We start from the raw sequence: 26,172 nt of genomic DNA on the forward strand, positions 1-26,172 counted from the left end.
CGTGCTACGGATTGATCCATGGAAACCGCTCTGGTTCTCGGCGCCGGCGGCATCACCGGCATCGCCTGGCATCTCGGCCTGCTGATCGGCCTGCGCGACGCCGGCGTCGACCTGACCGGCGCCGACCTGGTGGTCGGCACCTCGGCCGGCTCGGTGACCGGCGCCATCGTCACCGGCGGCATCGATCTGGCCGACGCCCGGCGCCTGGAGGCACGGATGGGCGCCTCGGACCCGCCGATTCGCCCGGACTGGTCCCGCGGCTCGCAGGCCTACGCCGCACTGACCGACGACAGCCGCGACCCGGCCTCGATCCGCGCGGAAGTGGGCGCCCTGGCCCTGGCCGCCGACGTGGTGCCGGAGGAGCCCTACGTGGCGATGCTGACCCGCCGACTGCCCCTGCACGAGTGGCCGTCACGCCCGCTGCTGATCACCGCGGTCGACACACACAGCGGCGACCCGGTGGTCTGGGACCGCGGCTCCGGTGTCCCGCTGGACCGGGCGGTCGCGTCCAGCTGTGCCGTGCCCTGCATCTTCCCACCGGTAACAGTCAACGGCAGCCGATACATGGACGGAGGCGTGCGCTCCGGAACGAACGCCGACCTGGCCGCCGACGCAGCCCGCGTAGTGGTGCTGGCACCGCTGGCCCCGGTCCGCATGCACGGCGCCCCCACCGCCGAGATCGAGGCCCTACGCCGCCGCTCGAAGGTCGCCCTGATCGCCCCCGACGAGGCCGCCCTGGAGTCCCTCGGCCCGAACGTCTTCGACGCCGCCCGGTGGGAACCAGCCATCGAGGCCGCAATAGCCCAGGGCCACCGCGTCGCCCCCGAAGTCAGCGCCGTCTGGCAAGACTGACCCGCACCACTGGGGCGCGGCACAGCAACGCGGGCGCGGCCGGAAGGCCGCGCCCGCAGTTCAGCGCCTTGGCGTCAGGAGCCGTCGCCGTTGGTGTCGTCGGCCGGCTCGGCGGGGTCGTCGGACGCCTGGGCGTCCTTCTCCACCACCGGGGCCGCCGAGACGGTCGGCTTCTCCTCGGCCGGGCCGGGCGGGGCCGCGTCGGTCTCGCCCAGTTGGTCCTCGGCCACGGCGCCGTGGCCGAGCAGGGTGGTCAGCGACGCGTCGGCGATCCGCCGGAACGTGCGGCCCTTGCGACGGCGGTCGAGCACCGCCACCTCGAGCTGTTTGGCCTCGAGCTGCCGGGTCTGGCCGTTCTCGCCGCCGACGCTGCCCAGCGCCTTCGCCGCGAGGGCGAGCGCGGTCGGCAGGTCGGCCGCGTTGTCGTGCCCCTCGCGGAGCACCGTGGAAATCGCCTCGGCCTGGCCACCCATCGCCATGAAGCCGGGCTCGTCCATGACCGAGCCGTCGTACGTGATGCGGTAGAGCTCGTCGGTCTCCGGCGACGCCCCGACCTGCGCGATGCAGATCTCCACCTCGTACGGCTTCTGGGTCTCGGAGAAGATCGCACCGAGGGTCTGGGTGAACGCGTTCGCCAGGCCCCGGCCGGTCACGTCGCGACGGTCGTAGCTGTAACCGTTGAGGTCGGCCATCCGCACGCCGGCCCGGCGCAGGTTTTCGAACTCGTTGTACCGCCCGACGGCCGCGAAGCCGATCTTGTCGTAGATCTCACTGATCTTGCGCAGGGTGGTGATGTTCTCGGCGACCATCAGGATGCCGCCCTCGTAGGACAGCACCAAGGCGGAGCGGCCGCGGGCGATGCCCTTGCGGGCGTACTCCGAACGGTCGCGCTGGACCTGCTCGGGTGATGCGTAGAACTGCATGGCCACGGGTGGCTACTCCCTCTCTCCCGGCATTGATCAAGCTTGGTGGAAGCGGGACTCAGCCGCCCGGGTTTTCCATCCGGCCCGCGACGACCTGCTCGGCCACCGCCGAGATCTCTTCCTCGGACAGCCGGTGGGTGCCCTGCGCCGTAGCCGACATCACCACCGGGTAGATCTTGCGGGTCACGTCCGGTCCGCCGGTCGCGGTGTCGTCGTCGGCCGCGTCGTAGAGCGCCTCGACGGCCAGCCGGACCGCGTCGGTGGTGCTGACGCCCTTGCGGTATTTCTTCTTCAGCGCGGACTTGGCGAACAGCGAGCCGGAACCGATCGAGTCGTACCCGGTCTCCTCGTAGAGGCCGCCGGCCACGTCGAAGCTGAAGATCCGCCCGGCCTTGGCCGGGTCGGACGGCGAGAGGTCGTAACCGGCGAACAGCGGCACCACCGCGAGGCCCTGCATGGCCGCGCCGAGGTTGCCGCGAACCATGCCGGCCAACCGGTTCGCCTTGCCGTCGATCGAGAGCATGACGCCCTCGATCTTCTCGTAGTGCTCCAGCTCGACCTGGAACAGCCGCATCAGCTCGATGCCGATGCCGGCCGTGCCGGCGATGCCGATCAACGAATACGAGTCGGCGGGGTGCACCTTTTCGATGTCCCGGCTCGCGATGAGATTGCCCATGGTCGCCCGGCGGTCGCCCGCCATGACCACGCCCTCCGCGGTCGCGATCGCCACGATCGTGGTGCCGTGCGGCGCCATGTCCCCGGCCAGGCCCGGCGGCAGCGGCCGGCGGCCCGGCAACATCTCGGGGGCCGCATGGGTCAGGAACTGCGTGAAGGAGGACGTCCCCGCATTGGTGAAGATATCCGGCAGCCGCCCGGATGGATCAAAGTCCTTGGCCACGTGGTTCCTTTCAGATACGTGATCGCTCCGGCGCCGATGCCCCCGCGCGCCTTTGCAGTTGAAGCACAATATCCCGCGGGACCCACCCGGTGCGATGATCGTGATCGACGTGTCAGAGCCTCAGCCTGCCCGATCCGGCGTGCGGAGGCCGCACTTCTCCCGGCATTGCCCGGACCACCTGAAACAGGCCGTCCGGGCTTTGCCGCTTCGCTCAGAGCGAAACCGTTGCCCGACCCGAGGATCGGACAAACGGGACTACTGGCCGCCCTTCTGGACGTAGCCGCGGACGAATTCCTCCGCGTTCTCCTCGAGAACCGAGTCGATCTCGTCCAGAAGGTCGTCGACGTCTTCCGTGATCTCTGCGTGCCGCTCCGCTACCTCAGGGTTGGCCTCGACGGTGACGTCCTCGATCTCCTCGTCGCTGCGGCTCTTGCCGGACTGCGACTGACCACCTGTGTCTCTGGTTGCCATGGGATGTCCCCCTTCTGAGCCAGCTCACTGCGGAGCCACCCGAAGTCGCACAACATCGGGTATGCCAAACCTACCGCGCGGCTGTGACAAAACGACGCCCGGGCGTGAGCGAATCTCAGCGCGACGTAATGACCTCGAGCAGGTCCTTAGCACTTTCGCACTTGTCGAACAGGGCGCCCACGTGCTTCTTGGTGCCTCGCTCCGGCTCCATCATCGGCACCCGGACGAGCGACTCCCGGCCCACGTCGAAGATCACCGAGTCCCAGCTGGCCGCGACCACTTCGGACGCGTACTGAGCCAGGCAGCGGCCCCGGAAGTAGGCCCGGGTGTCCTCCGGCGGCTCGTACATCGCGTTCTGGGTGTCCTCGTCGGCGAGCAGCGTCTTCATCGAGCCCCGGGCCACCAGGCGGTGGTAGAGGCCCTTCTCCGGGCGCACGTCCGCATATTGCAGGTCGACCAGCTGAAGCTTCGGCGACGACCAGGCCAGATTTTCCCGCTCCCGATAGCCCTCGAGCAGCCGCAGCTTGGCCACCCAGTCGAGGCTGTCGGAGAGCAGCATCGGGTCGCGGCCGAGCTTGTCGAGCACGTCCTCCCAGCGGTCGAGCACGTCGGCCGTCTGGTCGTCGGCGTCGTCGCCCTGCCGCTCCTCGACGAACGCGCGGGCCCGCTCGTAGTAGGCCCACTGCAGGTCGAGCGCGGTGAGCCGGCGGCCGTCACGCAGCCGGATCAGGTGGGTCAGGGTCGGGTCGTGGCTGACCGACTTGAGCTCGCTGACCGGGTCGGCGATGCCCAGGTCGCCGCTGAACACCTTCTCCTCGATCATGGCGAGCACCAGCGACGTGGTGCCCATCTTGAGGTAGCTGGCGATCTCGGACAGGTTCGCGTCGCCGATGATCACGTGCAGGCGGCGGTACTTGTCGGCGTCCGCGTGCGGCTCGTCCCGGGTGTTGATGATCGGCCGCTTGAGCGTCGTCTCCAGCCCGACCTCGACCTCGAAGAAGTCGGCCCGGGAGGAGAGCTGGAAGCCCGCGCCCGAGCCGTCCTGCCCGATGCCGACCCGGCCGACCCCGGTGAACACCTGCCGGGTCACGAAGAACGGCGTGAGGTGGGCGACGATGTCGGCGAACGGAGTCTGCCGGCGCATCTGGTAGTTCTCGTGGGAACCGTACGATGCGCCCTTGTTGTCGGTGTTGTTCTTGTAGAGCTGGATCCGGTGCGTGCCGGGGATCGTGGCGGCCCGGCGGGAGGCCTCGGCCATGACCCGTTCGCCGGCCTTGTCCCACTTCACGACGTCGAGCGGGTTGGTGCACTCGGGAGTGCTGTACTCGGGGTGCGCATGATCGACATACAACCTGGCGCCGTTGGTCAGTATTACGTTGGCCAGGCCGAGGTCTTCGTCGGCGAGGGCGTCGGCCGGGTCGTAGGCGGCGCCGGAGTAGGTGAACCCCCGGGCGTCCCGCAGCGGCGATTCCTCTTCATAGTCCCAGCGTGCACGCCCGTTGCGGTTGAGCTCAGGCCGGGCACCGTAGGCGTTGACCACCTGCGACGAAGTCACCATCGGATTGGCGCCGGGTTGCCCGGGCACCGAAATGCCGTACTCGACCTCGGTACCCATGATCCTGCGAACGCTCATGCGACCACTCCGCCCCTGCCGGTGCTGCTCATGCATCGAGCCTAGACGCTCTGCGCGCGTTCTCCCCCTGCCCCGTCGCCGTGGCGGCACGCTGAGTGGCGAGCAGGCTCGCCGGAACCGGTGGGGGCAAAAGCTTGGCGGTCAGCTTCCGGCCCAGTGCCTGGCCCGGGAGTTCCACCATCCGGTACGCAAGCCAGGCCACCCCAAGAGCGATGATCACGTACGCCACCCCGACCGCGACCCTGATCACACCGGCACTGTTCCCGATATCCGGGACGATACGCGGCACCAGGATCAGCAGCACCACGTGCAAAAGGTACAACGAGTAACTGATCCGGCCCAGCCAGGTGAGGAACGCCGGAACCGGTCGGTTTCTCATGGCGTACGCGAAAAGGAACGTGACCGCGACCGCGCCGACGTTGGCCGACCAGACGCGCAGCGCCGCGTACGTGCCGAGGTGTGCCCAATGCGCTCCGACCACGCCCAGCGCGACCGTCGTCAGGGCGAAGGTCGCCGGCCGGCGGCCGAGCTGGCCGTGCTGCCACCGGTAGATGACGGTGCCGGCGAACATGACCGCCAGCAGCAGCAGGCCCTGCCAGCTCGCGATCACGGTGCTGTTCTTCGTGTCGTGGCCGTTGAACGCGGGCAGCAGCAGGAAGGCGATGCCGGCGGCGCCGGCGAGAAGAACAAAACGGTCCATGACGTACGCGAGGACGCTGAGCCCGATCACGACGACCAGGATCGCGGCCGTGATCCGGCGCTGCCCCGGGTCGGCCCCGAAAAGGTTGTCCGGCAGCCGCACGAAGGCCAGCAGAGCCAGGCCGGACGCCCACCAGGCGCTGTGCCGGTGCAGTTTCCAGGCGAACAGGCCGGAGACGACGAGGTAGAAGGTCATCTCGTAGGAAAGGGTCCAGAAGACGCGGGCGGCGCCGCGCTGGCCGAGCAGGTCGGGCATCATCGTGGCGTGCGCGAGGACGCCGGTGACGGTCTCCTGCCGGAGGGAAGCCTGCCAGCTCATCCAGCCGGCTGTGCAGAGCACCGCGACGCAGGCGATCGCGAACAGATATGCCGGATAGATGCGGCAGAGGCGGCCGATCCAGAAGCGGCCGAGGCTGCCGTGCTTCTCCAGGGACATCGGGATGACGTAGCCGCTGACCAGGAAGAACAGCAGCACGCCGTACTTTCCGAGGTCGATGTGGCGCATGACCGCGAGATGCCGCTCGTTGCCGAGCACGAGCGGGCTGAGGTGGAAGGCCATGACGGTCACGGCGGCATAGCCGCGGAGCGCATCGAGCCAGGCCAGGCGTACCGGATTGGGCGCGGTCATGCCCGGTGCAACGAGAACGCGGGCGGAAGGGTGATCCCCGCCGCCCGCGAACCGCTGCTTGCCTTACAGGTACTGACCGGTGTTGCTGGCCGTCTCGATCGAGCGGCCGGCCTCGGCGCCCTTGCCACCGGAGACGAGCGTGCGGATGTAGACGATCCGCTCGCCCTTCTTGCCGGAGATGCGGGCCCAGTCGTCCGGGTTGGTCGTGTTGGGCAGGTCCTCGTTCTCCCGGAACTCGTCGACGCAGGAATCGAGCAGGTGCTGCAGGCGCAGCCCCTTCTTCCCGGAGGTGAGGAACTCCTTGATCGCCATCTTCTTGCCGCGGTCCACGATGTTCTGGATCATCGCGCCGGAGTTGAAGTCCTTGAAGTACAGGACTTCCTTGTCACCGTTGGCGTAGGTGACCTCCAGGAAGCGATTTTCCTCGGTTTCCGTGTACATCCGCAGGACGACGGCCTCGATCATGGCGGCGACCGTGACATCCCGGTCGTTGCCGTGCTCGATCAGGTCATCGGTCGAGAGCGGCAACTCCGACAGGATGTACTTGGCGAAGATGTCCTTGGCCGCCTCGGCGTCCGGACGCTCGATCTTGATCTTCACATCGAGACGGCCGGGACGCAGGATGGCCGGGTCGATCATGTCTTCCCGGTTGGATGCGCCGATCACGATGACGTTTTCCAGGCCCTCGACGCCGTCGATCTCGCTGAGGAGCTGGGGAACGATCGTGTTTTCCACGTCGGAGGAGACGCCGGAGCCACGGGTGCGGAAGATCGAGTCCATCTCGTCGAAGAACACGATCACCGGGGTGCCCTCGCCGGCCTTCTCCCGGGCCCGCTGGAAGACCAGGCGGATGTGCCGCTCGGTCTCACCCACGTACTTGTTGAGCAGTTCCGGGCCCTTGATGTTGAGGAAGTAGCTGGTGTGCTTCTCCTCGCCACGCCGCTCGGCGATCTTCTTGGCCAACGAGTTGGCCACCGCCTTGGCGATCAGGGTCTTGCCACAGCCGGGCGGGCCGTAGAGCAGGATGCCCTTCGGCGGGCGCAGGTGGTGCTCCCGGAACAGGTCGGCGTGCAGGAAGGGCAGCTCCACCGCGTCGCGGATCTGCTCGATCTGGGAGTGCAGGCCACCGATGTCGGAGTAGTCGACGTCGGGGACCTCCTCCAGGACGAGCTCTTCCACCTCGCTCTTGGGGATGCGCTCGTAGGCGTACGCCGAACGGGGCTCGATCATGAGCGAGTCACCCGCGCGGAGCTTGCTGATCTCGAGCGAGTCGGCGAGGAAGACGATGCGCTCCTCGTCGGCGTGCGAGACCACCAGGGCCCGATCGCCGAGCTCGCCGTTCGGGCCGGTCAGGACCTCCTTGAGGAGCACAACCTCGCCGGTGCGTTCGTACCCGAACGCGTCGACGACGTTGAGCGCGTCGTTGAGCAGGACTTCCTGCCCACGCTTGAGCTCCTCGACCTCGAGTGACGGCGACACCGCCACCCGCAGTTTGCGGCCACCGGTGAACACGTCGACCGTGCCGTCCTCATGAGCTGCCAGGAAAACGCCGTAACCGCTGGGCGGCTGGGCGAGCCGGTCAATCTCTTCCTTGAGAGTGACGATCTGGGCCCGGGCTTCCTTGAGGGTCGCCACAAGCCGGTCGTTGTTCTCGGTCAGTCGGGCCAGCTGCGCCTGCGTTGCCGCGAGCCGTTCCTCGAGCTGCCGGACGTGTCGGGGGCTTTCGGTCAACTTCCGCCGAACAAGGGCGAGTTCCTCCTGCAGGAACGCGACCTGGCTGGAGAGATCGTTGGCCTCTTTCTCCCAACGTGCGCGTGAATCCGCCTCGTCGCTACGTGCCACGTCCCACCTCCCCGGGGGCTCGAACGTCTTGCGATAACACTAGCTGCTGTGGGCGGGATTTCGACCCATGCAACACCCTCGTCACCGAGTCTTGATCCATTCGGTCAGTGGCGGCAAGTTGGTTGTCGGGGGCATCCGGTACCGTCGGTCGGGACCATTTTCAGGAGGTTGCAGTTGTCGACGCCGACCGGTATAGGGGAGCTTCAGGTCTGGGTCGATCAAGACCTGTGCACCGGTGACGGGCTCTGCGTGCAATATGCACCGGAGGTCTTCGAGTTCGACATCGACGGCCTTGCTTACGTCAAGGATCAGGCCGGTGAGCTGCTGCAATCCCCCGGAGCGCGCACGGGGGTGCCGGCCCACCTGCGGCTCGAGGTGATCGACTCGGCCAAGGAGTGCCCGGGCGACTGCATCCACGTCGTGCGGTCCGCCGACGACGTCGAGGTGGCCGGCCCGGACGCCGACTGAAAGACTTCCCGGGGTCCGTCGTTTCAGCCGCCGAACCTTCGGCCGACCGTCCCCAAAACGCGGAAAATGTCACATCCCCGAAATAAACGTCCGCCGCCCCGCCCACCACCCTTGAGCGGACTGAAGGCTCAAAAGACTCAGAGGGTCGGCCGGCCCACCAACGAGGCGACAACGCGGCTGAACTCCTCGAGACGGGCAATCTGCCCCGGCCCGCCGTCGTCCAGCGTCTTGCCGAACCGCAGCGCGTCGTGCCGCAGCGCGGTGCGGCCCTCGCCCTCGTCCATGCCGGGTGGCGGCACCGCGTCGTCGATCGAGCTGAGCAGCAGGTAGACGTCGATGCTGTCGACCCGGGCCTGCCCGTTGGGGGTGCGGGTGAGCCGCCGGCGGCAGCCCACCTCGGTCACCGTCGAGAGCGGCACCACCCGCAGCGACGAGGTCATCGAGCCGACCGGCCCGTCCCCGGGCGCCACATCCTCACCGTGCCACAGCACCAGGCGGCTGCCGTCACAGATGACGACCTCCTGCCAGACGCCGTTGACCTCGTTGACGAAGCGCTCGAGGGTGAAGCACAGCACCGAGGCGCCGCGCAGCACCCCGAACAGGGCGTCCAGAGCGACCTCGGGGTCACGCAGGTAGGCGCGGGCCGCCGAGTCGAGATCCTGGTAAGGAGACCAGTCCGGGAAGACCGCCGGCATCTCGTTACTGCCGCCGAACGGCGGAGAACTCATCGCTCCCACCCGATCCTCCCCGTGTTTTAGGCCCCTTGGAAGCTACCCGAATGCGGCGGCCCGAGTCACATCGCTTGTGCGGGTCCCTCGTCGATCCGCTCCGCCTCGGCCGCGAGCGCCGCCTGAGCGGCGCGGCGCAACGCGTACGCCTCGGCGCCCTTGCTCGGTTTGCGCCGCCGTAGCGGGGCCGTGACGCCCGGCGCGAGCTTGCGCGCCGACACCAGGAACGCCGTGTGCGCCACCATGCGGTGGTCGGGACGCACCGCGAGGCCCTCGGCGTGCCAGTCGCGGACCAGCGACTCCCAGGCGCGCGGCTCGGTCCACCCGCCCCGCTCGCGCAGCGCCTCCACCAGCTCCGACAGCTGCGGCGTGGTCGCCACGTAACCGATGAAGACGCCGCCGGGCACCAGGGCGCGCTCGACCATGTCGAGCGTCTCCCACGGGGTCAGCATGTCCAGGATGATGCGGTCGAAACCGGTCTCGGTGCAGTCGGCGACGTCGCCGTTGTGCAGGTGCCAGGCCGGGTGCGGGCTGCCGAAGAACGCCTCGACGTTCTTGCGGGCGATCGCCGCGAAATCCTCCCGCAGCTCGAACGAGTGCAGTTCGCCGCTGCTGCCGACGGCCCGCAGCAGCGAGCAGCTCAGCGCGCCGGAGCCGGCGCCGGCCTCGAGAACCTTCGCACCCGGGAAGATGTCACCCATCGCCACGATCTGCGCCGCGTCCTTCGGGTAGATCACCTGGGCGCCGCGCGGCATGCTCAGCACGTAGTCGCTGAGCAGCGGGCGCAGCGCCAGATATTGGGTGCCGCCGGCCGAGCTCAGCACGCTGCCCTCGGGCAGCCCGATGATGGCGTCGTGGTCGAGGGCGCCACGGTGTGTGTGAAACGACTTGCCCGGCTCCAGCACGATCGTGTGCATCCGCCCCTTGGGGTCGGTGAGCTGGACTCGGTCACCCGCCCGGAACGGCCCGTGGTGAGCAGGCATCGAATCCTCGACGACGGTGGCAGGCGAACTGGTCACTAACTCTTCTCTCTTCACGGCTTCTGGGGCGCTGATCTTCTCAGCCGGCGCGGCTCCAGGATGTTGGCGACGTCTCCGACACGGAGCACACCCACCACATCCTCGCCCGAGGTCACCACGTACTGCCCGGCCGGCTGGGCCTGCAGCGCGCGCACCACCTGCTCGCCGCTGAGCCCGAGCGGGAGCGCGGGCACGGCGTCGCGAGAGCGGGACACGGAGTCCACAGCCACCCACGGGCGCCGGTCGACCGGAACCCGCTCGGCGGCGACCGGGTCGACCAGTGCGGTGAGATTACCGGCCGAGTCGGTGACCGCCAGCACCACGTTCGGCCTCGGGTCCTCGGAGCGGCGGCGCTGGGCCTCGCCGAGCGGGGTGCCGGCCGGGACGGTCAGCAGCGGGCGGGCCAGGACGGCCAGGTCGACCAGGGGGAACCGGCGGGTCATCCGGGCCAGCCGGATCGACTGGCCCGCGCCCTGCCACAGAGTGAAGACCACGAGCAGCACGAACGCGAGGCCGAACAGGGTGATGAACTCGAGCCGGTAGAGCCAGATCGCGACCACCATGCAGACGAACGCCAGGATCCGCCCGGACCAGGCGGCCGCCTCGGTGGCCCGGTTGCGGTCCTTGATCAGCGCCCACAGCCCGGCCCGCAGCGCCCGGCCACCGTCGAGCGGCAGCCCCGGGAGCACGTTGAAGATCGCCACGAGCAGGTTGCTGGCGGCCAGCTGGAACGCGACCTGGTCGGCGAGGGTGCGGTCGGGCAGCGCCAGAGTGGCCGCCGTGGCCGCGCCGCCGAGCAGCAGCGACACCGCCGGACCGGCCAGGCTCACCAGGGCGTCGATCTTGGGCGACGGCGCGTCGCGGTCCATCTCGGTCCAGCCGCCGAGCAGCTCCAGGGTGATGCCGCGGACGCCGATCCGGTAGCGCCGGGCGGTCAGCGCGTGCCCGAGCTCGTGCAGCAGCACCGAGCCGAGCAGGCAGCCCACGAAACACAGGCCGACCAGGTAACCCAGCGGGTCGGGCAGGCCGAGCTCGGAGCGCACCCAGTTGCCGTAGACCACGGTGACGAGCACGGCGAGCAGCAGCATCGAGCCATTCATGTACACCGGGATGCGCAGCACGTGACCGACCGGCCGGCCCGGTCGTCGAGTCGGCTGCGACGCGCTCTGCTGCTCCACGCGCTAGATGCTACGTAAGCCCGCTGAGTGGGGTCGCCCCGCGTTTTCGTCGTACCCCTGCCCTAGCCTCTTCCCCATGACGGCACAGACGGTCTCCCCGCCCCCGCCCGGCAACTCACCGGCGGGTCCATCGCTGTCGCCGTCGCGGGCGGCCGACTTCAAGACCTGCCCGCTGCTGTTCCGCTTCCGCACCATCGACAAGCTGCCCGAGCAGCCCAGCGCCGACCAGGCCCGGGGCACGCTGGTGCACGCCGTGCTGGAGCGCTTGTTCGATCTGCCGGCGGCTGAGCGCACGCCGGCGGCCGCCGAGGCCCTGGTCGAGCCGGCCTGGCAGGCGCTGCTGGAGACCGAGCCCCGCCTGACCGACATCTTCGCCGCCCCGGTGCGGCCGGCTCTGATCGACCAGGCCGCCCTGATCGCCGAGGCCGACGCGACCGGTCCCGCCGCCCCCTCCGACGACGAGGCGTCGCGCCTGGCCGCGTTCCTGGCCGGCGCCGCCGCCCTGCTCCAGGGCTATTTCGCGGTGGAGGACCCGCAGCGGCTCGAGCCGGCCGAGCGCGAGGCCCTGGTGTCGACGCTGGTCGACGACGAGCTGCTGATCCGGGGTTATATCGACCGCCTCGACGTCTCCCCCGCCGGCGACCTGCGCGTGGTCGACTACAAGACCGGCGGCGCCCCGCGCGAGGCGTTCGAGGGCCGGGCGCTGTTCCAGCTGAAGTTCTACGCCCTGGTGCTGTGGCGCACCCGTGGAGTGGTCCCCCGGGTGCTGCGCCTGCTCTATCTGAAAGATGCCGAGGTCTGCGACTACAGCCCCGACGCCGAGGAGCTGGAGCGTTTCGAGCGCACGCTGGTGGCCCTGTCGCAGGCGATCGAGCTGGCCAAGCAGAATCAGGATTTCCGCCCGAAACCGAGCCGCCTGTGCGGCTGGTGCAACCACCAGGCCCGGTGTCCCGAGTTCGGCGGCACCCCGCCGCCGTTCCCGACCACCGAGGTGATCCGCGTCGACATCACCCCCGCCGACGACGATCGCCTAGGGTGACGCCCAGACCTGCCGGGTGAGCGCGGCGGGCACGGTGGCGAAGGGGCGGTTCGGCGGGGTGAGCGAGACAGCGGCCAGACCGCTGCGCGTGCTGCTGGCGGACCCGGCGCCGATGCACCGGTCCGGCCTGCGCATGGTCCTGGCCCCGAGGTCCGGCCCCGCGGCGCAACCCGGCCTTGCACACGGCGCCGCAGCACGGGACGACGGCGCGCGCGGTGCCGCAGCACGGAACGACGGCGCACACGGCGCCTCAGCGCGGGACGACGGCGCGCACGGCGCCTCAGCGCGGGACGACGGCGCGCACGGCGCCGCGGCGCCGGACGACGGCGCTCGTGGCCCGGTGGCGGAGATCGTCGTGGTCGGTGAGACCGGCGACGGCGCCGAGGCGGTCGAGCTGGCCCGGCGGCTGCTGCCCGACGTGCTGATCTGCGAGATCGCGCTGCCCCGCCTCGACGGGCACGCGGTCGCGCGGGCGGTCACCGGGGCCGGCCTGCCGGTGCGGGTGCTGATCCTCACCGACCACGACAGCGACGAGCACGTGCTGGCCGCGATCGCGGCCGGCGCCGCCGGTTTCCTGCGCAAGGACGCCCCGGCCGCCGAGGTGATCACCGCGGTGCGGGCGGTGGCGACCGGCGGCGCGGTGATCACTCCCCCGGTGCTCGCCCGCATCCTGGTCCGGGTGGCCGAGGCGTTGCCGGCCCCCGAGACCACCGTGACCTCGAAGCTGGACACCCTGACCGAGCGCGAGCGCGAGGTCCTGGTGCACGTGGCCCGCGGCCACTCGAACTCGGAGATCGCGATGGCCCTGCAGGTGAGCGAGACAACCATCAAGACGCACGTCGGTCACGTCCTGACCAAGCTCCGCCTCCGCGACCGCACCCAGGCCGTGGTCCTGGCCTACGAGACCGGCCTGGTGAAGCCCGGCACCTGAACACCCTGCTCGGCCGCCCTGCTCGGCACCGATCTTGCCCACTGCACCGCGGCCCGGCGCGACACGGCCCGGCGCGACACGGCCCGGCGCGACACGGCCCGGCGCGACACGGCCCGGCGCGACACGGCCCGGCGCGACACGGCCCGGCGCGGCGCGGCCCGGCGCGGCGCGGCGAGGACGCCGAGGCCGGGGGGACATGCCGCTGCGCCCGGTGGGAGCACCGGGCGCGGGCGGTCAGTGTCGGCGGGGGTTCGGGGTCGGGCCTCGGCTCCGGGGCCACTCGGGCTGGGCCGGCCGGGTGCGGCGCGAGCTGGTCAGCCGGCGGTGGCGCAGCGTGTGAGCGGCCAGCTCCAGGTCGAACAGCGACGCGGGGAACATCAGGCGGCCTTGGCGGTGTCGACGGCGCGGTGGACGTGGATGTTGCCGCTGGCCGTGCGGATCTTCAGCTCCAGGGTGATTGGGTTGTCGGCCGGCGGGACGTCACCGGTCGCGGTCAGGTCGCTGGTCGAGCGGCCCGACGCGGTGCTCAGGTCCATCCACACGCCGGAACCGGCGGCGACCCCGACCTGGACGTCACCCGACGCCGTCTTGACGCTGGCCTGGCCCTGGCGCAGGCGACCCACGCCGATGTCGCCGCTCGCCGAGCCGGCCCGCACCGAGGACTCGAGGCTGCCGGCGCGGATGTTGCCGCTCGCGGTCTGCGCGTTGACGTCACCGGTGACGTCACCGATGTGCAGGGCGCCGGAGGCGCTCTTGATGTGCAGCCCGCCGCCGACCCGGCCGACCACGATGTCGCCGCTGGCCGAGTCGAGGTGGGCGTCGCCGGTCACCTCGGCCACGTCGATGTCGGCGGAGGCCGCGGTGATATGGGCGGCGGAGTAGACGCCGGTGGCGCGCAGGTCGGCCGCGGCGCTCTTGGCGTGCAGGCTGCTGCCGATCGGCACCCGCGCGGTGATCCGGAGTTTCGGGGTGCGGCGCCACAGCCAGTGCTCGCTGCCGGGGGCCTGGATGAGCAGGGTGCCGTCGTCCAGCTCGACGCGTGTCTTCTGGGCGGCATCCTGCGCCGCCTCGCTGCTGTCGAGCGGCTGCACGTCGACCTGGATGCTCGCTCGCTCCTCGGCGGTGATCTCGACGAGACCGCCCTGGGCGCGCAGGACGAGCGTGACGGGGGTGGAGTGGTCGAACTCGTACATCGGAATTCCTCTCAGGCCTGGAAGTAGCCGGTCATGCGCTTGCCGGAGCGCTCGCTCCGGCCCGGCTGGGGCTGGTTGCGGGAGGTGAGGGAGGACGTCACGGCGCGGACCAGCCACGCGTTGACCGAGACGCCCTCGGCGGCGGCCATCTGCTCGACGTGCGTCTTGAGCGACTCGGCCATCCGCAGGGTGAGGCGGGTCAGGTCGCCCTCGCCGCCGGTCGGCGGAGGTGGCGGCAGGTCGGGCTGCTCGGGCGCGGTGCGGGTGACCACAAGGTCGGCCTCACGGCCGCGCAGCCGCACCTCGACGGTGGCGTCGGTGAGCCGGGTGGTGATCTCGGCGGCCGCGTCGGAGAGCGCCTCGAGCAGCGCCAGCCGGGCGGACGCCTCCAGCGAGTGGCCGAGCATCTCGGCCGCCCGGGTGGTCTCCGGACCGCCCGGCGCCGCGGCGGCAGCGAGGTCGGCCCGAAGGGCTTCGAGGTACGGCGTCAGGTCCATGTCACCACTATGACGTCATGGATGACGTCAGTCAAGTGTCAAACGACGTCGATCTGACGGCACTGATGACATCTCAGGGTGGTCCCTGACGTCACCTGGGGTTCACCCCGTACCGAAATCTCGCGTCGTCCTCCGACTGTGGACGGACGTTTCGCGCCTGCAGCGCCGGAAGACTGAGCCCTGCCGGCCGGGCGAAAGCCCGGCCGGACCACAAGTGGGGATTCGGTCGGCCCGGCCAGACGGGGGCGGGACCGCACGGGCTAGGGGGCAGGACGAGATGAGCGAGACCAAGGTGCTGGAGCCGATGGCGGCGCGCGCCGAAGAGGTCTGGAAGGTCTACGGGAAGGCGGAGGCGCAGGTCGTTGCGCTTCGGGGGGTCAGCGCGAGCTTCGCGCGCGGGAAGTTCACCGCGATCATGGGGCCGTCCGGCAGCGGCAAGTCGACACTGATGCACTGCCTGGCGGGGCTGGACACGGTCAGCCGCGGGACGGTGCACATCGGCGGCACCGAGGTGACCCGGCTGGGCGACAAGGCGATGACCCGGCTGCGCCGCGACCGGGTGGGGTTCATCTTCCAGCAGTTCAACCTGCTGCCCACGCTGACCGCGGCGGAGAACATCCGGCTGCCGCTGGACATCGCCGGCCGCAAGCCCGACCGCGAGTGGTGGGACACGGTGATCGACACCGTGGGCCTGCGCGACCGGCTGAGCCACCGCCCCAGTCAGCTCTCCGGCGGCCAGCAGCAGCGGGTGGCGTGCGCGCGGGCCCTGGTCGGGCGGCCGGACGTGATCTTCGCGGATGAGCCGACCGGCAACCTCGATTCGAAGTCGGGCGCCGAGGTGCTCGGCTTCCTGCGCGACAGCGTGCGCGAGCACGGCCAGACGATCGTCATGGTCACCCACGACCCGGTGGCGGCCGGCTACACCGACCGGGTGATCTTCCTGGCCGACGGCGCGATCGTGCACGAGCTCGCCGACCCGACGCCGGAGACGGTGCTCGAGGCGATGAAGTCGGGCGAGGTGCTGGTCTGATGTTGCGCGCGACGCTGAAGAGCCTGCTCGGGCGCAAGCTGCGGCTGGTGCTCTCCGGGCTGGCCGTGGTGCTCGGCGTGATGTTCGTGGCCGGCGCGTTCGTGGTGACCGACACGCTGGGGCGCTCGTTCGACCAGCTGTTCGCCACCGCGTTCGCGGGCACCGACGTGTCCGTTGCGGCCAAGCCGAAGATCCAGGTGTCCGAGATGGAGGGCGAGCAGGTCCAGTCCGCCCTCCCGGCGGCCGCGGTGGCGCAGGTCCGCGATGTCGCCGGGGTGAAGAGCGCCACCGGCATGGTCAACGCCGACGGCGCCCGCGTGATCGGCTCCGACGGCAAGGTCCTGGCCGGCACCGGCCCACCCCGGCTCGGCGAGAACTGGGTGGGCGAGAGCGACCTGCTGAAACTGCGCGCGGGTCGCGGCCCGCAGAAGGACGACGAGATCGCGGTCAACGCGCTGATCGCCAAGCAGGGCAATCTCAAGATCGGTGACCGGGTCGGCGTGCTCACTCTCGAACCGAAGAAGCTGTTCACGCTCGTCGGCATCTGGGGCTACCAGGGCGACAAGGACTCGATCGGCGGCTCGCAGGAGGTCGCGTTCACCGAGCCGGTCGCCCAGCAGCTGATGATCGGCAAGACCGGCGAGTTCACCTCGATCGACGTGAAGGCCGCCGAGGGGGTCACGCCGGAGCAGCTGCGCGACCAGATCTCGCAGAAGCTGGGCGCCGGCTACGACGTCAAGACCGGTCAGCAACTGGCCGACGACAACGCCGCGGGCCTCAAGGAGTTCCTCGGCTTCTTCAACAAGATCCTGCTGGGCTTCGCGAGCGTCGCCCTGTTCGTCGGGATCTTCCTGATCCTGAACACGTTCTCGATCATCGTGGCGCAGCGGACCCGGGAGCTGGCCATGATGCGGGCGCTCGGCGCGAGCCGGCGCCAGGTGATCGGCTCGGTGCTGCTCGAGGCGGTGGTGATCGGCCTGGTCGCGGCGCTGCTCGGGCTCGGGGCCGGGGTCGGCGTGGGGGCCGCGCTGGGCGAGCTGTTCGCGTCGCTCAACGACGGCTTCGAGATGGCCACGGTCGGCGTGCCGTTGTCCGCGATCCTCAGCTCGCTGATCGTCGGCGTGCTGGTCACCGTGGTCGCGGCGGTGCTGCCGGCGCTGCGCGCGTCGCGCATCTCCCCGGTCGCGGCGATGCAGGACGTGGCCACGCCGGACCGCCCGCTGACCAAGGTCAGCGTGTCCGGCGCCGTGGTCGGCGCGGCCGGCGGCACCATGCTGGCCATCGGTCTCTACGGGTCGGGCGGCCTCTGGCTGATCCTCGGTGGCGTGCTGGTCAGCTTCATCGGTGTCGCCCTGCTCACGCCGCTGATCGCCCGGCCGGTGGTGAGCCTGCTCGGCCGCCTGTTCTCCTGGTCGGTGCCGGGCCGCCTCGGCCGGCTCAACTCGGGCCGCAACCCGCGCCGCACCGCGATCACCGCGGCCGCGCTGATGGTCGGCATCGCCCTGGTCACCGGTGTGACCGTGGTGATGGACTCGGCCAAGACGAGCCTCGCCGCTCAGGCCGAGGACACGATCAAGGCGCAGATCGTGATCGGCGGCGACCAGAACGGCCCGCGGCCGCCGACCTTCGACCCGGCGGTGCTCGAGAAGGCCAGGCAGGAACCGGGCGTCCGCAATGTCGCCGGCATCTGGAACGATCAGGCCCAGATCAACGGCAAGCTGGAGTACGTCACCGCGACCGACGATCTGGCCCAGCTGACCGACACGTACGGGGCGGCGCCGCTGCCGAAACTCGCGGACGATCAGATCGTGGTGAGCTCCGAGACCGCTGCCGACCACCAGTGGCAGATCGGAAGCGTGCTGACCGTCCAGCTGTCCCGCGGCGACGAGCGGCGCTACACGGTCAGCGCGATCTACCAGGAGAACACCCTTCCCGCCAACTATCTGCTCCCGGCGGCGGCGACCAAGGACTTCGGCATCCCGCAGCCGAACTTCGGGTTCGTCCGGCTCGACGACGGCGCCACCCTCGCGCAGGTGCTCCCGGGCATCAAGGCCCTGGTGGCCGACAGCCCGGAGGTGTCCGCCACCGACCGCACGACCTTCATCGACCAGCAGGTGTCCGACTTCGACACGGTCATCACCATGGTGCAGGTGCTGCTGGCGCTGGCAATCCTCATCGCGGTGCTCGGCGTGGTCAACACCCTGGCCCTGTCGGTGCTGGAACGCACCCGTGAGCTGGGCCTGCTGCGGGCTGTTGGCCTGAGCCGCTCCCAGACCATGCGGATGGTGACGGTCGAGGCGGTGGTCATCTCGGTCTTCGGCGCACTGCTCGGGGTGGTGGTCGGCTCCGGGCTGGGCGCGGCGGTGGTGCGGGCCCTGAACGACGACGGCATCACCAAGCTGGTGCTGCCGTGGGGCGGGATGGGCCTCTACCTGGTGCTGGCCGCGCTGGTCGGCGTGCTGGCGTCGGTGTTGCCGGCGATCAAGGCGGCCCGGCTCAACGTGCTGGCCGCAATAGCTGCCGACTGACCAGCAACTGGGTCAGATAGGCGGGGTCCACGCCGACGAGCGATCGCCGGAGGTGGACCCCGTCGGTCGGCGGCAGCTCCAGCTCGGCCGGCACGGCCAGCACGACCGCCCCCGAGGCGAGCGCGCTGGCCACGCCGGTCGGCGAGTCCTCGATCGCGACGCACTGGTCGATCGGCACGCCGAGCAGGGCGGCCGCCGTCTTGTACGGCTCCGGGTCGGGCTTGGGCATGCTGACCTCGTCGCCGCAGACCACGACGTCGAAGTTCTCCCGGCCGAGCGTGTCGAGAGCGGCCTCGACCAGGATGCGGCCGGTCGAGGTGACCAGGGCGGTGGGCAGGCCGGCCAGCTTGACCGCGCGCAGCAGCTCGGCCGCGCCCGGTCGCCACACCAGGCCCTCGCGGAACAGGTTGAACACCCGCGACGTCAGCCACTTCACGTCGGCTTCCTCGGGGCGGTCGGGCTGGCCGAGGTCGTCCCGGAAGATTTGCATGCTCTGCTTCATGCTGCCGCCGACCATGGCGGCCCGCGCCTTGGGCGAGAGCGTGCCACCGGCCCAGGCGGCCAGCTCGTGCAGCGCGATCTCCCAGACTTTCTCGCTGTCCACCAGCGTGCCGTCCATGTCGAAGAGCACCGCGGCAGGTCGTTGTGAGTTCATCGCCCCCGATTCTTCCCGCCGGGACGGGTCTCCGGCACGTCGTGTGACACAAGTGGCAGAGTTGACCCCTGTGCATCCCCCGGAGACTCGGTTCGGCGCCGAGATCGAGATACCCGCCGCGGTCCGCGCGATAGCCGCAGGTCGCCCCCTCACCCCAATCTGGCGAAATGTCCTCGGCGGCCTGACTTATCGCGTCGGCGACGGCTATTTCGTGAAGTTTGCGCCGAAAGGCACGGGGCTGCCGCTCGCGCGTGAGGCCGAGCGCCTCGCCTGGGTGCGGCAGTACACCCCGGTCCCCGAGGTGGTCAGCACCGGCGCCGACGAGACCGGGGTCTGGCTCCAGACCAGGGCGATCGACGGCTGGTCGGCGGTGGACGAGCGCTGGTCGAAGGAAGAGGCGGTGACGGCCATCGCCGAGGGCCTCAAACAGCTGCACCACGCCGTACCGGTCAAGGAATGCCCGTTTGACTGGGGTGTCGAGAGCCGCCTGGCGAAGAGCCCTCGCGACCTCTCCGACGCCCACCAGATCCACCGTGACCTGGGCATCGATGAGGCGTGGCGGCGAGCGGAGAACCCGCCGCCGGTCGACCGCCTGGTCGTCTGCCAGGGCGACCCGTGCGCCCCGAACACCCTGCTCGGCGCGGACGGCACGTGGATCGCCCACGTCGACATGGCCTCGCTCGGGGTGGCCGACCGCTGGGCCGACCTGGCGGTGGCGTCCTGGAGCCTCGGCTGGAACTACGGTCCCGGCTGGGAGGACCTGTTCTTCCGGACCTACGGCGTCGAGCCGGACCAGGAGCGGATCGCCTACTACCGCCTGCTCTGGGACCTGGGGTCCTGATGATCGAGGACGTCACCCCCGAGACCCTCCGCCCGGTGCGGCGCTCCATCCTCGTGCAGCGCTGGGCCGACCTCACGTTCCTGCACTGGCCGGTCGCTCCCGAGCGGATCGCGCCGCTGCTGCCCGCCGGCACCAGGCCCGACGTGCTGGACGGCGTCACCTACATCGGCCTGATCGCGTTCCGGATGGTGGGCGTCGGCTTCCTCAACGGGCCCGGCGTGCCCTATTTCGGCACGTTCGGCGAGACCAACGTGCGCCTCTACAGCGTCGACGCCAACGGCCACCGCGCCGTCGTCTTCCTCTCCCTGGACGCGGAACGCCTGCTCCCGGTGCTGACGGCCCGCCTGTCGCTGCGCCTGCCCTACATGTGGGCAAAGATGCGGCTGAACCGCGAGAACGACGTCATCTCGTACACCTCGAAGCGCCGCTGGCCGCCACCGCGCGGCGCGAGCAGCGCCCTCACCGTGCGCATCGGCGCGGAAATCGCCGAACCCTCCGTGCTGGAACACTTCGTCACCGCCCGCTGGGGCCTGCACACGACCGCCTGGGGCCGCACGATCCACCTGCCCAACGAACACCCACGCTGGCCCCTGCACCGCGCCACCCTCCTGCACCTGGACGACGAGCTGATCACCGCCACCGGCCTGCCCGCCCCGGACGGCCCTCCGGTCAGCGTGCTCTACTCCCCCGGCGTCGACGTCAAATTCGGCAAGCCCTTGAGGGGTACGGGAATCTGAGTCCCCGAACACACGGCGGCCGTCCCGCCCGCAGCGCCCGGCCAGGCGCCACTCCGGACCGTCGCGACCCACCGGCCCGGCGACCCCCCACAGCAGACCGTCACCGCCCGCCATAAGCGCAGCGCGACGGAGTCGCATGTGGCGGGGCAGTGCCACCATCGGGGCATGGACGACGAGGAGTTCGGCAAGAACCCGCTGGCTCCGGTCGGTCTGTTGCTCAGCATCCTCGGCGGGCCGCTCGGCCTGATCGTCTCGTTCCTCGCGCTGCGCCGCGCCGACCGCACCGGCGAGGGCCGCCGGATGGCGATCGCCGGGCTGACGCTCTCCGCCATCTGGATCACGATCGCCGTGTTCACCCTGGCCGCCCTGGTCAACCCGGGCGACGGCCCGACCGCCGGCGACGCCGTTGCCGTCGAGGCCACCGGCACCACGGTGACGGTGAACCCCGAGGTCGCCGACGAGACGACCCCGCCGTCCGCGCCATTGATCACATCGAGCGAGCTGAGCGCCCTGGCGCACGATTCCGCCACCGTGCGCGGCAAGACCTTCACCGTGTCCGGCCGGGCGGTCAGCGACGGCACCGAGACCGACGACGTGATCGCCGCAGTGACCGCACCCGGCGACGACGTCCGGGTGATTCTGCGCGGCCCGCTGGTCGGCGACATCGAGCACGACGAGGATTTCCAGGCCACGGTGACGGTCACCGACACCAAGGTCATCGGCCTCCCGGTCCTCCAGGTCTCCGACCTCGACATCCCTTGAGGTGACACCGGCTTTCTGAAAAAGGGGGCCTCGGAAGGTGATTGAGGCACCGGCTTCCAGGATCTGGGGCGGCAGCTCGCGTGGGCGTCGGGCTCGGACGTCTCCTAGGCGAGCAGGCCGCCGGTGGCGCGGATGTTCTGGCCGGTGATCCAGCCGCCGTCCGCGGAGACCAGGAACGCCACCACCGCGGCGATGTCGTCCGGCGTGCCCAGCCGGCCCAGCGCGGCCAGTTCGGCGCCCTTCGCGAGACTCTCCTCGGTGTTCTCCGCGCGCAGCAGGTCGGTGTCGGTCGCTCCCGGGGAGACGGTGTTGACGGTGATGCCGCGCGGGCCGAGTTCCCGGGCCGCGACCGCGGTGAGCTGTTCGAGGGCGGCCTTGCTGGCGCAGTAGAGGGTCAGTCCCGGCGCGGCGGCCACGGTGTTGAGCGTGGAGATGTTGACAATCCGGCCGCCGTCGCGCAGCAGGGGGATCGCCGCCTGGACCGCCAGCAGCGGAAACCGGAAATTGACCGTGAACACCCGGTCGATCTCCTCGACGGTCAGCTCCGCGATCGGCGTCTGCGACACCGCCCCGGCGTTGTTGACGAGGATGTCGAGCCGGCCGCCGACCTGCTCGAAGATCGCCCCGAGATTCCCCAGGTCGGCCTGGTCGGCCCGCACGCCGACGGTCCCCGGCACCGGATCCGCCGGCTTGTCGTGGGCGTAGGTGAACACCACGTGCGCGCCGGCCGCGGCGAGCCGCCGCACGATGGCCCGGCCGATCCCCCGCGATCCGCCGGTAACGACCGCTGTCTTCCCGCTGAGCGTCATGCCCTCCGAGGCTAGGCAGTCGCCATCGGCCGGTATTGAACAAATGCGCGCAGCTCGCCGGGCGTGACGCCGGCCATGGCCCGGGTCTCCCGGCTCAGATGAGGCTGGTCCGCGTAGCCGCTGTCGGCCGCCACCTCGGCCAGCCCGACGCCGGCCCCGATCAGCTGCACGGCCCGCTGGAACCGCGCGATCCGCCCCACCGCACCCGGCGAGAGCCCGAACGCCGCCCGGAACTCCCGCTCCAGCCCGCGCCGCCCCACCCCGAGCTCCACCGCCAGCTCCCCGACGCGAAGCCGGCCGTCAGCACGCTGCAGCGACGACCAGGCTGCCATGGCCAGCCCATCGGCACGCCCGGCCGATCCGGCGCTCCCCGTCGGGCCCGTTTCCGCCGTGCCGCATCTGCCTCCGGGCGGCGCGCCGGCCACATCGCCGCGCCGTCTGGCGGCCGGTGGCACCGGCCGGGTGGACGGCAGGCCAAGGCAGCGAGCCACAATGTCGTCGAGCAACCGGAACCTGGACGGCCAGTCGGCGGCGCCGGACAGGCGCTCCGGAAGGTCGGCGATCGGGCCGCCCGGCAGCTCGTCGAGCCGCAGCGTCTGGCCGACCAGCTCCCGCATCGGTAGGCCGAACAGCGCGGTCACTCCGGCCGGAGTCAACCCGACCGTGACGCCCTGCCCCCACCTGGTCGGCCCGTCCGTGGTGGTGACCGCGCGTGGCCCGGTGACGACCGCCTTCTCCTCGGCGAAGTCCACGATCAGCGCCGCCACGCTGATCGGCAGCAGCCGGTGCGGCACGGCGTTCCCGCTCGCGGAGCGGAACCCGCCGTAACCGAGGACATGCGCCCGCAGCGCCGCCGCCGCAGCGCCCTCGACCGTCTCGCAGCCAGCGGCGTCCGCGCGGGCCGGCACGGAGTGGATCACCGCTGCCTCCACCCGCCGGTCACCCGGCCAGCCTTACCGCACCGGCCGGCCCGGTCAAGCCGATCGGCCGGGCGGAACCGCAGCGCGGGGCGGGTCAGACCTTGGTCGGCAGGCGGCGGTGCAGCTCGGCCAGCAGGACCTCGGGGCCGGGCGACATCAGGCCGACGTCGACGAGGTAGGAGACCTCGCCGCCCCGCTTGCGCATCCGGGGGGCGCGGCCGGGGCCGTCACCGGTCGTGGCGAAGTCGGCGGCCACCGGGGTGACGACCAGTTCCGTGAACGGGCCCCAGTGGCGCAGCGTCACCGCGGCCACCCCGGCCCACGGCAGGTGGACCGGCTTGCGGCCGGTCGCGGCGAAGTCGAGGCCGTGCATCGAGCTGTGCAGCCAGCCCAGGCGCTTCCAGGCCAGCAGCAGGACGGCGGCGGCCAGGACGACCGGCACGATCAGCGCTATCTCCAGGTACATCACCAGGTCGTCACCCGAGAGCGAGTCGCCGACGGCCAGCCGGATCGCGATGTGCAGGCCCAGGCTCACCACCCAGACGGCCGCGATCACCCACAGCATCGTCACGTACACCATGGCTCTGGGCTGGAAGAACGTCACGGTGTCGTCGGCCGGTCCGAGGACTTGGTCGATGTGCGCCACGGTTGCATTATGCGGGTTTATCCAACCCTTTGTCGGTATCCCCGGGATTATGACGCTATGACCGCGACGGCGACCGCCACGGCGCAACGGCTCACCGCGGTGGACGATCCCCTGTTCACCGCGGCCGCCGTGCTGTTCGACGAGTACCGGCAGCACTACGGGGCCAATCCGGCGCCGGAGGCGGTCGCCGACTGGCTGCTCGAGCAGGTGCTGTCGGCGCGGACACGGATCTATGTGGCCGGGACGGACGTCGAGGCGTACGCCATCTGCTCGATCGCGGTCGTGCCGGCCGCGCTCACCCTGCGCACCGCCTGGCTGGTCCGGGATCTCTTCGTCGCGCCGGAGGCACGCAACCGTGGCCTCGCCCGCAGCCTGCTCACGCTGGTGGCGGGCGAGGCACGCACGGCCGGCGCGCACCGGCTGTCGCTGCAGACCGAGACCAGCAACGTGCGGGCGATCGAGCTGTACGCGCGGAGTGGTTACTCCGTGCTGACCGACGTGGCGCTCATGGACAACGTGTTGTGAGAGTGCTGCGCCGGGAAGACCGGCGCGGCGGCCATCTTGCGCTCGTACGTCCGGGTGGCCGAGTACAGCTTGTAGATCAGCAGCAGCTCGAAGCCGATCATCAGAACTGCCGAGACCACCGTGATCCCGACGATCAGGTTCACCACCGGGCCGACGATGAACACGAACATCATGAACTCGATGCCGCTGAACACGTGCGCCCGGATGCGCTGCCCGAACAGCGCGTTCCGCACCCGGACGAAGAGCCCGAACCGCGAGCGGAAGTCGCTGAACACGTCATCGGCATCGGCGGACTCGGCCTCGGCCGCCGCTTCGGCGACGGGGGCCGGCTCCGGTCCGCGCACGGCCGCCAGCGACGTCCGCATGTCCGCCTTGACCTTGCCCATCTGCAGGGCGTTCAGGTAGCGGAACATGTCCAGGAAGAGCACCAGGCCGCCGAGCCAGATGTAGACGAAGTCGTGGGTGTGCGAGTACTGCCCGCCGAACAGGGCGATCGTGCACGCCGCCACCCGCAGCCGGTCGAAGACGTAGTCGAGCCAGGCCCCGAACACCGACCCGGTGCCGTTGAGCCGGGCGATCTTGCCGTCCATGCAGTCGAGCACGAAGCTCAGGTGGAACAGCACCGCCCCGAACAGCAGCCAGCCGTAGCCGCCGTGCCGCGCCTGCCAGAAGGCGGCGGCCGAGCCGAGCCCGATCACGAACGCGCCTGCGGTCAGCAGGTTGGGCGTGATCCACCGGAACGGCGACACCAGCCAGACCAGCCGCGAGGCGAGCGGGTCGACGAGCCACACCGTCCACCACGCGTCTCGCTGCTTGTAGGTCCGAGACCGGATCTCGCTGAGTGCGACCCGTCGCGCCATGCAACAACTCCACCGGGGTGCCGAAAAGGTGAACATTCGAACGCGCGGACCTTACCGGAAGCCGACATTCTGGGGGAAGCCACCAGACGGATGCGGTCGCGACCAGGCATTGCCGGGCCGTGGCAGGATCTTCGGACAGGCACCTCTTCGCGCCTTCGGGAGGCACATGGTGGACGCCGGCCACGTAGCGAAGGATCTCGAAGCGGTGATTCACACCGAGGAACAGATCCTGGCACGAGTGGACACTCTCGCCGCCGAGCTGCACGAACGCTATGGCGACTCGACCCCGATCATGGTCGGCGTGCTGGGCGGCGCGGCCACCTTCACGGTTGATCTCGCGCGGGCCTACCCGGCCCAGGCCGAGATCGGCTGGATGGCGATCAAGTCGTACACCACCCGCAACCGCGCCTCCGGCTCCGTCCGCCTCCTGAAAGATCTCGAGGTCGACATTTCCGGACGCGACGTGATCATCGTCGACGGCGTCATCGACACCGGCCTCACCATGAGCTGGCTGATCAGCAACCTGGCCCAGCGCGCGCCCCGATCGATCGCGGTCTGCGCCCTGCTGCGCAAGCCCGACGTGGCGCGCTTCGACGACACCCCCACCTACATCGGCTTCGATGTCGGCCCCGGCCTGATCGTCGGTTACGGACTCGACTACCAGGGGCGATATCGGAATCTGCGATGCACTGCGCTGATCGTCGAAAATGCCATGAAACCAGCGAATGGTACGAGGCAGCCCGGCCCCCGACCGCAATGACGCGCGCCCGGCCACTCGGTTGGCGCGAAGTGCGGCGTACGCGCCGTCCGCCCGCTGCGGCCCGGACCAACGAGAGCCAACGCCGTACCAAAGCTGCCGT

At 70.4% G+C, this 26,172-nt stretch carries 27 protein-coding genes; 11 read left to right on the forward strand and 16 right to left on the reverse strand.

Annotated elements, in window-relative coordinates; translation table 11 throughout:
• The first annotated feature begins 18 nt into the window (after window positions 1–18).
• Entirely contained in the window at window positions 19–852 is an 834-nt protein-coding gene (locus tag AB0E90_RS43150) for a patatin-like phospholipase family protein (RefSeq protein ID WP_360418138.1), read from the forward strand.
• Between the two features lie 74 nt (window positions 853–926).
• Here the strand turns inward: AB0E90_RS43150 and prcA are convergent, their stop codons facing one another.
• From prcA to arc, 6 genes are all read right to left on the reverse strand, one after another.
• Entirely contained in the window at window positions 927–1,781 is an 855-nt protein-coding gene (gene prcA / locus AB0E90_RS43155; protein ID WP_360418139.1) for a proteasome subunit alpha, read from the reverse strand.
• Between the two features lie 52 nt (window positions 1,782–1,833).
• Window positions 1,834–2,673 (reverse strand): proteasome subunit beta, encoded by an 840-nt coding sequence (gene prcB, locus AB0E90_RS43160; RefSeq protein WP_360418140.1) that lies wholly within the window; start codon window positions 2,671–2,673, stop codon window positions 1,834–1,836.
• Window positions 2,674–2,928: 255 nt separating this feature from the next.
• A complete protein-coding gene (locus tag AB0E90_RS43165; protein WP_213010935.1) occupies window positions 2,929–3,144 on the reverse strand; it encodes a ubiquitin-like protein Pup in 216 nt (71 codons plus the stop codon).
• 115 nt (window positions 3,145–3,259) lie between these two features.
• Window positions 3,260–4,777, reverse strand: a complete 1,518-nt coding sequence (gene dop / locus AB0E90_RS43170; protein ID WP_360418141.1) for a depupylase/deamidase Dop — start codon at window positions 4,775–4,777, stop codon at window positions 3,260–3,262.
• Window positions 4,778–4,805: 28 nt separating this feature from the next.
• A complete protein-coding gene (locus AB0E90_RS43175) occupies window positions 4,806–6,104 on the reverse strand; it encodes an acyltransferase (protein ID WP_360418142.1) in 1,299 nt (432 codons plus the stop codon).
• 63 nt (window positions 6,105–6,167) lie between these two features.
• Window positions 6,168–7,946 carry a proteasome ATPase gene (arc, locus tag AB0E90_RS43180; RefSeq protein ID WP_360418143.1) on the reverse strand — a complete coding sequence of 593 codons (1,779 nt, stop codon included), beginning with the start codon at window positions 7,944–7,946 and terminating at the stop codon, window positions 6,168–6,170.
• A 174-nt stretch (window positions 7,947–8,120) separates the two neighbouring features.
• On the opposite strand from arc, the gene AB0E90_RS43185 reads away from it, so the two are divergent.
• Window positions 8,121–8,414 (forward strand): ferredoxin, encoded by a 294-nt coding sequence (locus AB0E90_RS43185; protein WP_360418144.1) that lies wholly within the window; start codon window positions 8,121–8,123, stop codon window positions 8,412–8,414.
• A 137-nt stretch (window positions 8,415–8,551) separates the two neighbouring features.
• On the opposite strand, the gene AB0E90_RS43190 is transcribed toward AB0E90_RS43185, so the two are convergent.
• The 3 genes from AB0E90_RS43190 to AB0E90_RS43200 form a co-directional block, all read right to left on the reverse strand.
• The gene (locus AB0E90_RS43190) at window positions 8,552–9,142 is read right to left on the reverse strand and encodes a hypothetical protein (RefSeq protein WP_360418145.1); all 591 of its coding nucleotides are present in this window, start codon (window positions 9,140–9,142) and stop codon (window positions 8,552–8,554) included.
• A gap of 65 nt (window positions 9,143–9,207) precedes the next feature.
• Entirely contained in the window at window positions 9,208–10,125 is a 918-nt protein-coding gene (locus tag AB0E90_RS43195; RefSeq protein WP_360418211.1) for a tRNA (adenine-N1)-methyltransferase, read from the reverse strand.
• A gap of 50 nt (window positions 10,126–10,175) precedes the next feature.
• The gene (locus tag AB0E90_RS43200; RefSeq protein WP_360418212.1) at window positions 10,176–11,261 is read right to left on the reverse strand and encodes a site-2 protease family protein; all 1,086 of its coding nucleotides are present in this window, start codon (window positions 11,259–11,261) and stop codon (window positions 10,176–10,178) included.
• 154 nt (window positions 11,262–11,415) lie between these two features.
• On the opposite strand from AB0E90_RS43200, the gene AB0E90_RS43205 reads away from it, so the two are divergent.
• A complete protein-coding gene (locus AB0E90_RS43205; RefSeq protein ID WP_360418146.1) occupies window positions 11,416–12,378 on the forward strand; it encodes a PD-(D/E)XK nuclease family protein in 963 nt (320 codons plus the stop codon).
• 16 nt (window positions 12,379–12,394) lie between these two features.
• Window positions 12,395–13,309, forward strand: coding sequence for a response regulator transcription factor (locus AB0E90_RS43210; protein WP_360418147.1), 915 nt, complete (start codon window positions 12,395–12,397; stop codon window positions 13,307–13,309).
• A gap of 377 nt (window positions 13,310–13,686) precedes the next feature.
• Here AB0E90_RS43210 and AB0E90_RS43215 read toward each other — a convergent pair whose 3' ends face one another.
• Both AB0E90_RS43215 and AB0E90_RS43220 read right to left on the reverse strand, forming a co-directional pair.
• Window positions 13,687–14,502, reverse strand: a complete 816-nt coding sequence (locus AB0E90_RS43215; protein WP_360418148.1) for a DUF4097 family beta strand repeat-containing protein — start codon at window positions 14,500–14,502, stop codon at window positions 13,687–13,689.
• An 11-nt stretch (window positions 14,503–14,513) separates the two neighbouring features.
• On the reverse strand, window positions 14,514–14,999 hold the full coding sequence (locus AB0E90_RS43220; protein ID WP_360418149.1) for a hypothetical protein: 486 nt from the start codon (window positions 14,997–14,999) through the stop codon (window positions 14,514–14,516).
• Between the two features lie 277 nt (window positions 15,000–15,276).
• Here AB0E90_RS43220 and AB0E90_RS43225 point away from each other — a divergent pair, with 277 nt between their 5' ends.
• Window positions 15,277–16,029, forward strand: a complete 753-nt coding sequence (locus AB0E90_RS43225; protein WP_360418150.1) for an ABC transporter ATP-binding protein — start codon at window positions 15,277–15,279, stop codon at window positions 16,027–16,029.
• On the forward strand, window positions 16,029–18,557 hold the full coding sequence (locus tag AB0E90_RS43230; protein ID WP_360418151.1) for an ABC transporter permease: 2,529 nt from the start codon (window positions 16,029–16,031) through the stop codon (window positions 18,555–18,557). The genes AB0E90_RS43225 and AB0E90_RS43230 overlap by 1 nt, the downstream gene beginning before the upstream one ends.
• Here AB0E90_RS43230 and AB0E90_RS43235 read toward each other — a convergent pair.
• Entirely contained in the window at window positions 18,526–19,188 is a 663-nt protein-coding gene (locus tag AB0E90_RS43235; protein WP_360418213.1) for an HAD family phosphatase, read from the reverse strand. The two genes, AB0E90_RS43230 and AB0E90_RS43235, sit on opposite strands and share 32 nt — an antisense overlap.
• Window positions 19,189–19,282: 94 nt before the next feature.
• On the opposite strand from AB0E90_RS43235, the gene AB0E90_RS43240 reads away from it, so the two are divergent.
• The 3 genes from AB0E90_RS43240 (at window position 19,283) to AB0E90_RS43250 (ending at window position 21,552) form a co-directional block, all read left to right on the forward strand.
• A complete protein-coding gene (locus AB0E90_RS43240) occupies window positions 19,283–20,053 on the forward strand; it encodes an aminoglycoside 3'-phosphotransferase (protein ID WP_360418152.1) in 771 nt (256 codons plus the stop codon).
• Window positions 20,053–20,790: a DUF2071 domain-containing protein gene (locus AB0E90_RS43245; RefSeq protein WP_360418153.1), complete on the forward strand. Its 738-nt coding sequence runs from the start codon at window positions 20,053–20,055 to the stop codon at window positions 20,788–20,790. Before AB0E90_RS43240 ends, AB0E90_RS43245 begins: the two co-directional genes overlap by 1 nt.
• Window positions 20,791–20,955: 165 nt before the next feature.
• Window positions 20,956–21,552, forward strand: a complete 597-nt coding sequence (locus AB0E90_RS43250) for a DUF4190 domain-containing protein (protein ID WP_360418154.1) — start codon at window positions 20,956–20,958, stop codon at window positions 21,550–21,552.
• A gap of 104 nt (window positions 21,553–21,656) precedes the next feature.
• Here AB0E90_RS43250 and AB0E90_RS43255 read toward each other — a convergent pair whose 3' ends face one another.
• From AB0E90_RS43255 to AB0E90_RS43265, 3 genes are all read right to left on the reverse strand, one after another.
• A complete protein-coding gene (locus AB0E90_RS43255; protein ID WP_360418155.1) occupies window positions 21,657–22,361 on the reverse strand; it encodes an SDR family oxidoreductase in 705 nt (234 codons plus the stop codon).
• An 11-nt stretch (window positions 22,362–22,372) separates the two neighbouring features.
• Window positions 22,373–23,281, reverse strand: a complete 909-nt coding sequence (locus AB0E90_RS43260; RefSeq protein WP_360418156.1) for a helix-turn-helix domain-containing protein — start codon at window positions 23,279–23,281, stop codon at window positions 22,373–22,375.
• Between the two features lie 94 nt (window positions 23,282–23,375).
• Entirely contained in the window at window positions 23,376–23,927 is a 552-nt protein-coding gene (locus tag AB0E90_RS43265; protein WP_360418157.1) for a hypothetical protein, read from the reverse strand.
• A gap of 57 nt (window positions 23,928–23,984) precedes the next feature.
• Between AB0E90_RS43265 and AB0E90_RS43270 the strand changes: the two genes are divergently transcribed.
• Window positions 23,985–24,452 (forward strand): GNAT family N-acetyltransferase, encoded by a 468-nt coding sequence (locus tag AB0E90_RS43270; RefSeq protein WP_360418158.1) that lies wholly within the window; start codon window positions 23,985–23,987, stop codon window positions 24,450–24,452.
• Here AB0E90_RS43270 and AB0E90_RS43275 read toward each other — a convergent pair.
• The gene (locus AB0E90_RS43275; RefSeq protein WP_360418159.1) at window positions 24,407–25,312 is read right to left on the reverse strand and encodes a CDP-alcohol phosphatidyltransferase family protein; all 906 of its coding nucleotides are present in this window, start codon (window positions 25,310–25,312) and stop codon (window positions 24,407–24,409) included. The two genes, AB0E90_RS43270 and AB0E90_RS43275, sit on opposite strands and share 46 nt — an antisense overlap.
• Before the next feature lie 28 nt (window positions 25,313–25,340).
• Between AB0E90_RS43275 and AB0E90_RS43280 the strand changes: the two genes are divergently transcribed.
• Window positions 25,341–26,072 carry a phosphoribosyltransferase family protein gene (locus AB0E90_RS43280; RefSeq protein ID WP_360418160.1) on the forward strand — a complete coding sequence of 244 codons (732 nt, stop codon included), beginning with the start codon at window positions 25,341–25,343 and terminating at the stop codon, window positions 26,070–26,072.
• The last annotated feature ends 100 nt before the right edge of the window (window positions 26,073–26,172 follow it).

Source organism: Actinoplanes sp. NPDC026619 (assembly GCF_040638295.1).
Lineage (GTDB): Bacteria > Actinomycetota > Actinomycetes > Mycobacteriales > Micromonosporaceae > Actinoplanes.

Excerpts from the sequence above, each read along its gene's own strand:
- AB0E90_RS43205 (WP_360418146.1), top strand. The coding sequence starts at position 11,416 with ATGACGGCACAGACGGTCTCCCCGCCCCCGCCCGGCAACTCACCGGCG.
- AB0E90_RS43250 (WP_360418154.1), top strand. The coding sequence starts at position 20,956 with ATGGACGACGAGGAGTTCGGCAAGAACCCGCTGGCTCCGGTCGGTCTG.
- AB0E90_RS43150 (WP_360418138.1), top strand. The coding sequence starts at position 19 with ATGGAAACCGCTCTGGTTCTCGGCGCCGGCGGCATCACCGGCATCGCC.
- AB0E90_RS43275 (WP_360418159.1), bottom strand. The coding sequence starts at position 25,312 with ATGGCGCGACGGGTCGCACTCAGCGAGATCCGGTCTCGGACCTACAAG.
- AB0E90_RS43255 (WP_360418155.1), bottom strand. The coding sequence starts at position 22,361 with ATGACGCTCAGCGGGAAGACAGCGGTCGTTACCGGCGGATCGCGGGGG.
- dop (WP_360418141.1), bottom strand. The coding sequence starts at position 4,777 with ATGAGCGTTCGCAGGATCATGGGTACCGAGGTCGAGTACGGCATTTCG.
- AB0E90_RS43230 (WP_360418151.1), top strand. The coding sequence starts at position 16,029 with ATGTTGCGCGCGACGCTGAAGAGCCTGCTCGGGCGCAAGCTGCGGCTG.
- AB0E90_RS43200 (WP_360418212.1), bottom strand. The coding sequence starts at position 11,261 with ATGAATGGCTCGATGCTGCTGCTCGCCGTGCTCGTCACCGTGGTCTAC.
- AB0E90_RS43225 (WP_360418150.1), top strand. The coding sequence starts at position 15,277 with ATGAGCGAGACCAAGGTGCTGGAGCCGATGGCGGCGCGCGCCGAAGAG.
- AB0E90_RS43165 (WP_213010935.1), bottom strand. The coding sequence starts at position 3,144 with ATGGCAACCAGAGACACAGGTGGTCAGTCGCAGTCCGGCAAGAGCCGC.
- AB0E90_RS43220 (WP_360418149.1), bottom strand. The coding sequence starts at position 14,999 with ATGGACCTGACGCCGTACCTCGAAGCCCTTCGGGCCGACCTCGCTGCC.
- AB0E90_RS43195 (WP_360418211.1), bottom strand. The coding sequence starts at position 10,125 with ATGCCTGCTCACCACGGGCCGTTCCGGGCGGGTGACCGAGTCCAGCTC.
- AB0E90_RS43175 (WP_360418142.1), bottom strand. The coding sequence starts at position 6,104 with ATGACCGCGCCCAATCCGGTACGCCTGGCCTGGCTCGATGCGCTCCGC.
- AB0E90_RS43215 (WP_360418148.1), bottom strand. The coding sequence starts at position 14,502 with ATGTACGAGTTCGACCACTCCACCCCCGTCACGCTCGTCCTGCGCGCC.
- AB0E90_RS43190 (WP_360418145.1), bottom strand. The coding sequence starts at position 9,142 with ATGAGTTCTCCGCCGTTCGGCGGCAGTAACGAGATGCCGGCGGTCTTC.
- AB0E90_RS43245 (WP_360418153.1), top strand. The coding sequence starts at position 20,053 with ATGATCGAGGACGTCACCCCCGAGACCCTCCGCCCGGTGCGGCGCTCC.
- AB0E90_RS43270 (WP_360418158.1), top strand. The coding sequence starts at position 23,985 with ATGACCGCGACGGCGACCGCCACGGCGCAACGGCTCACCGCGGTGGAC.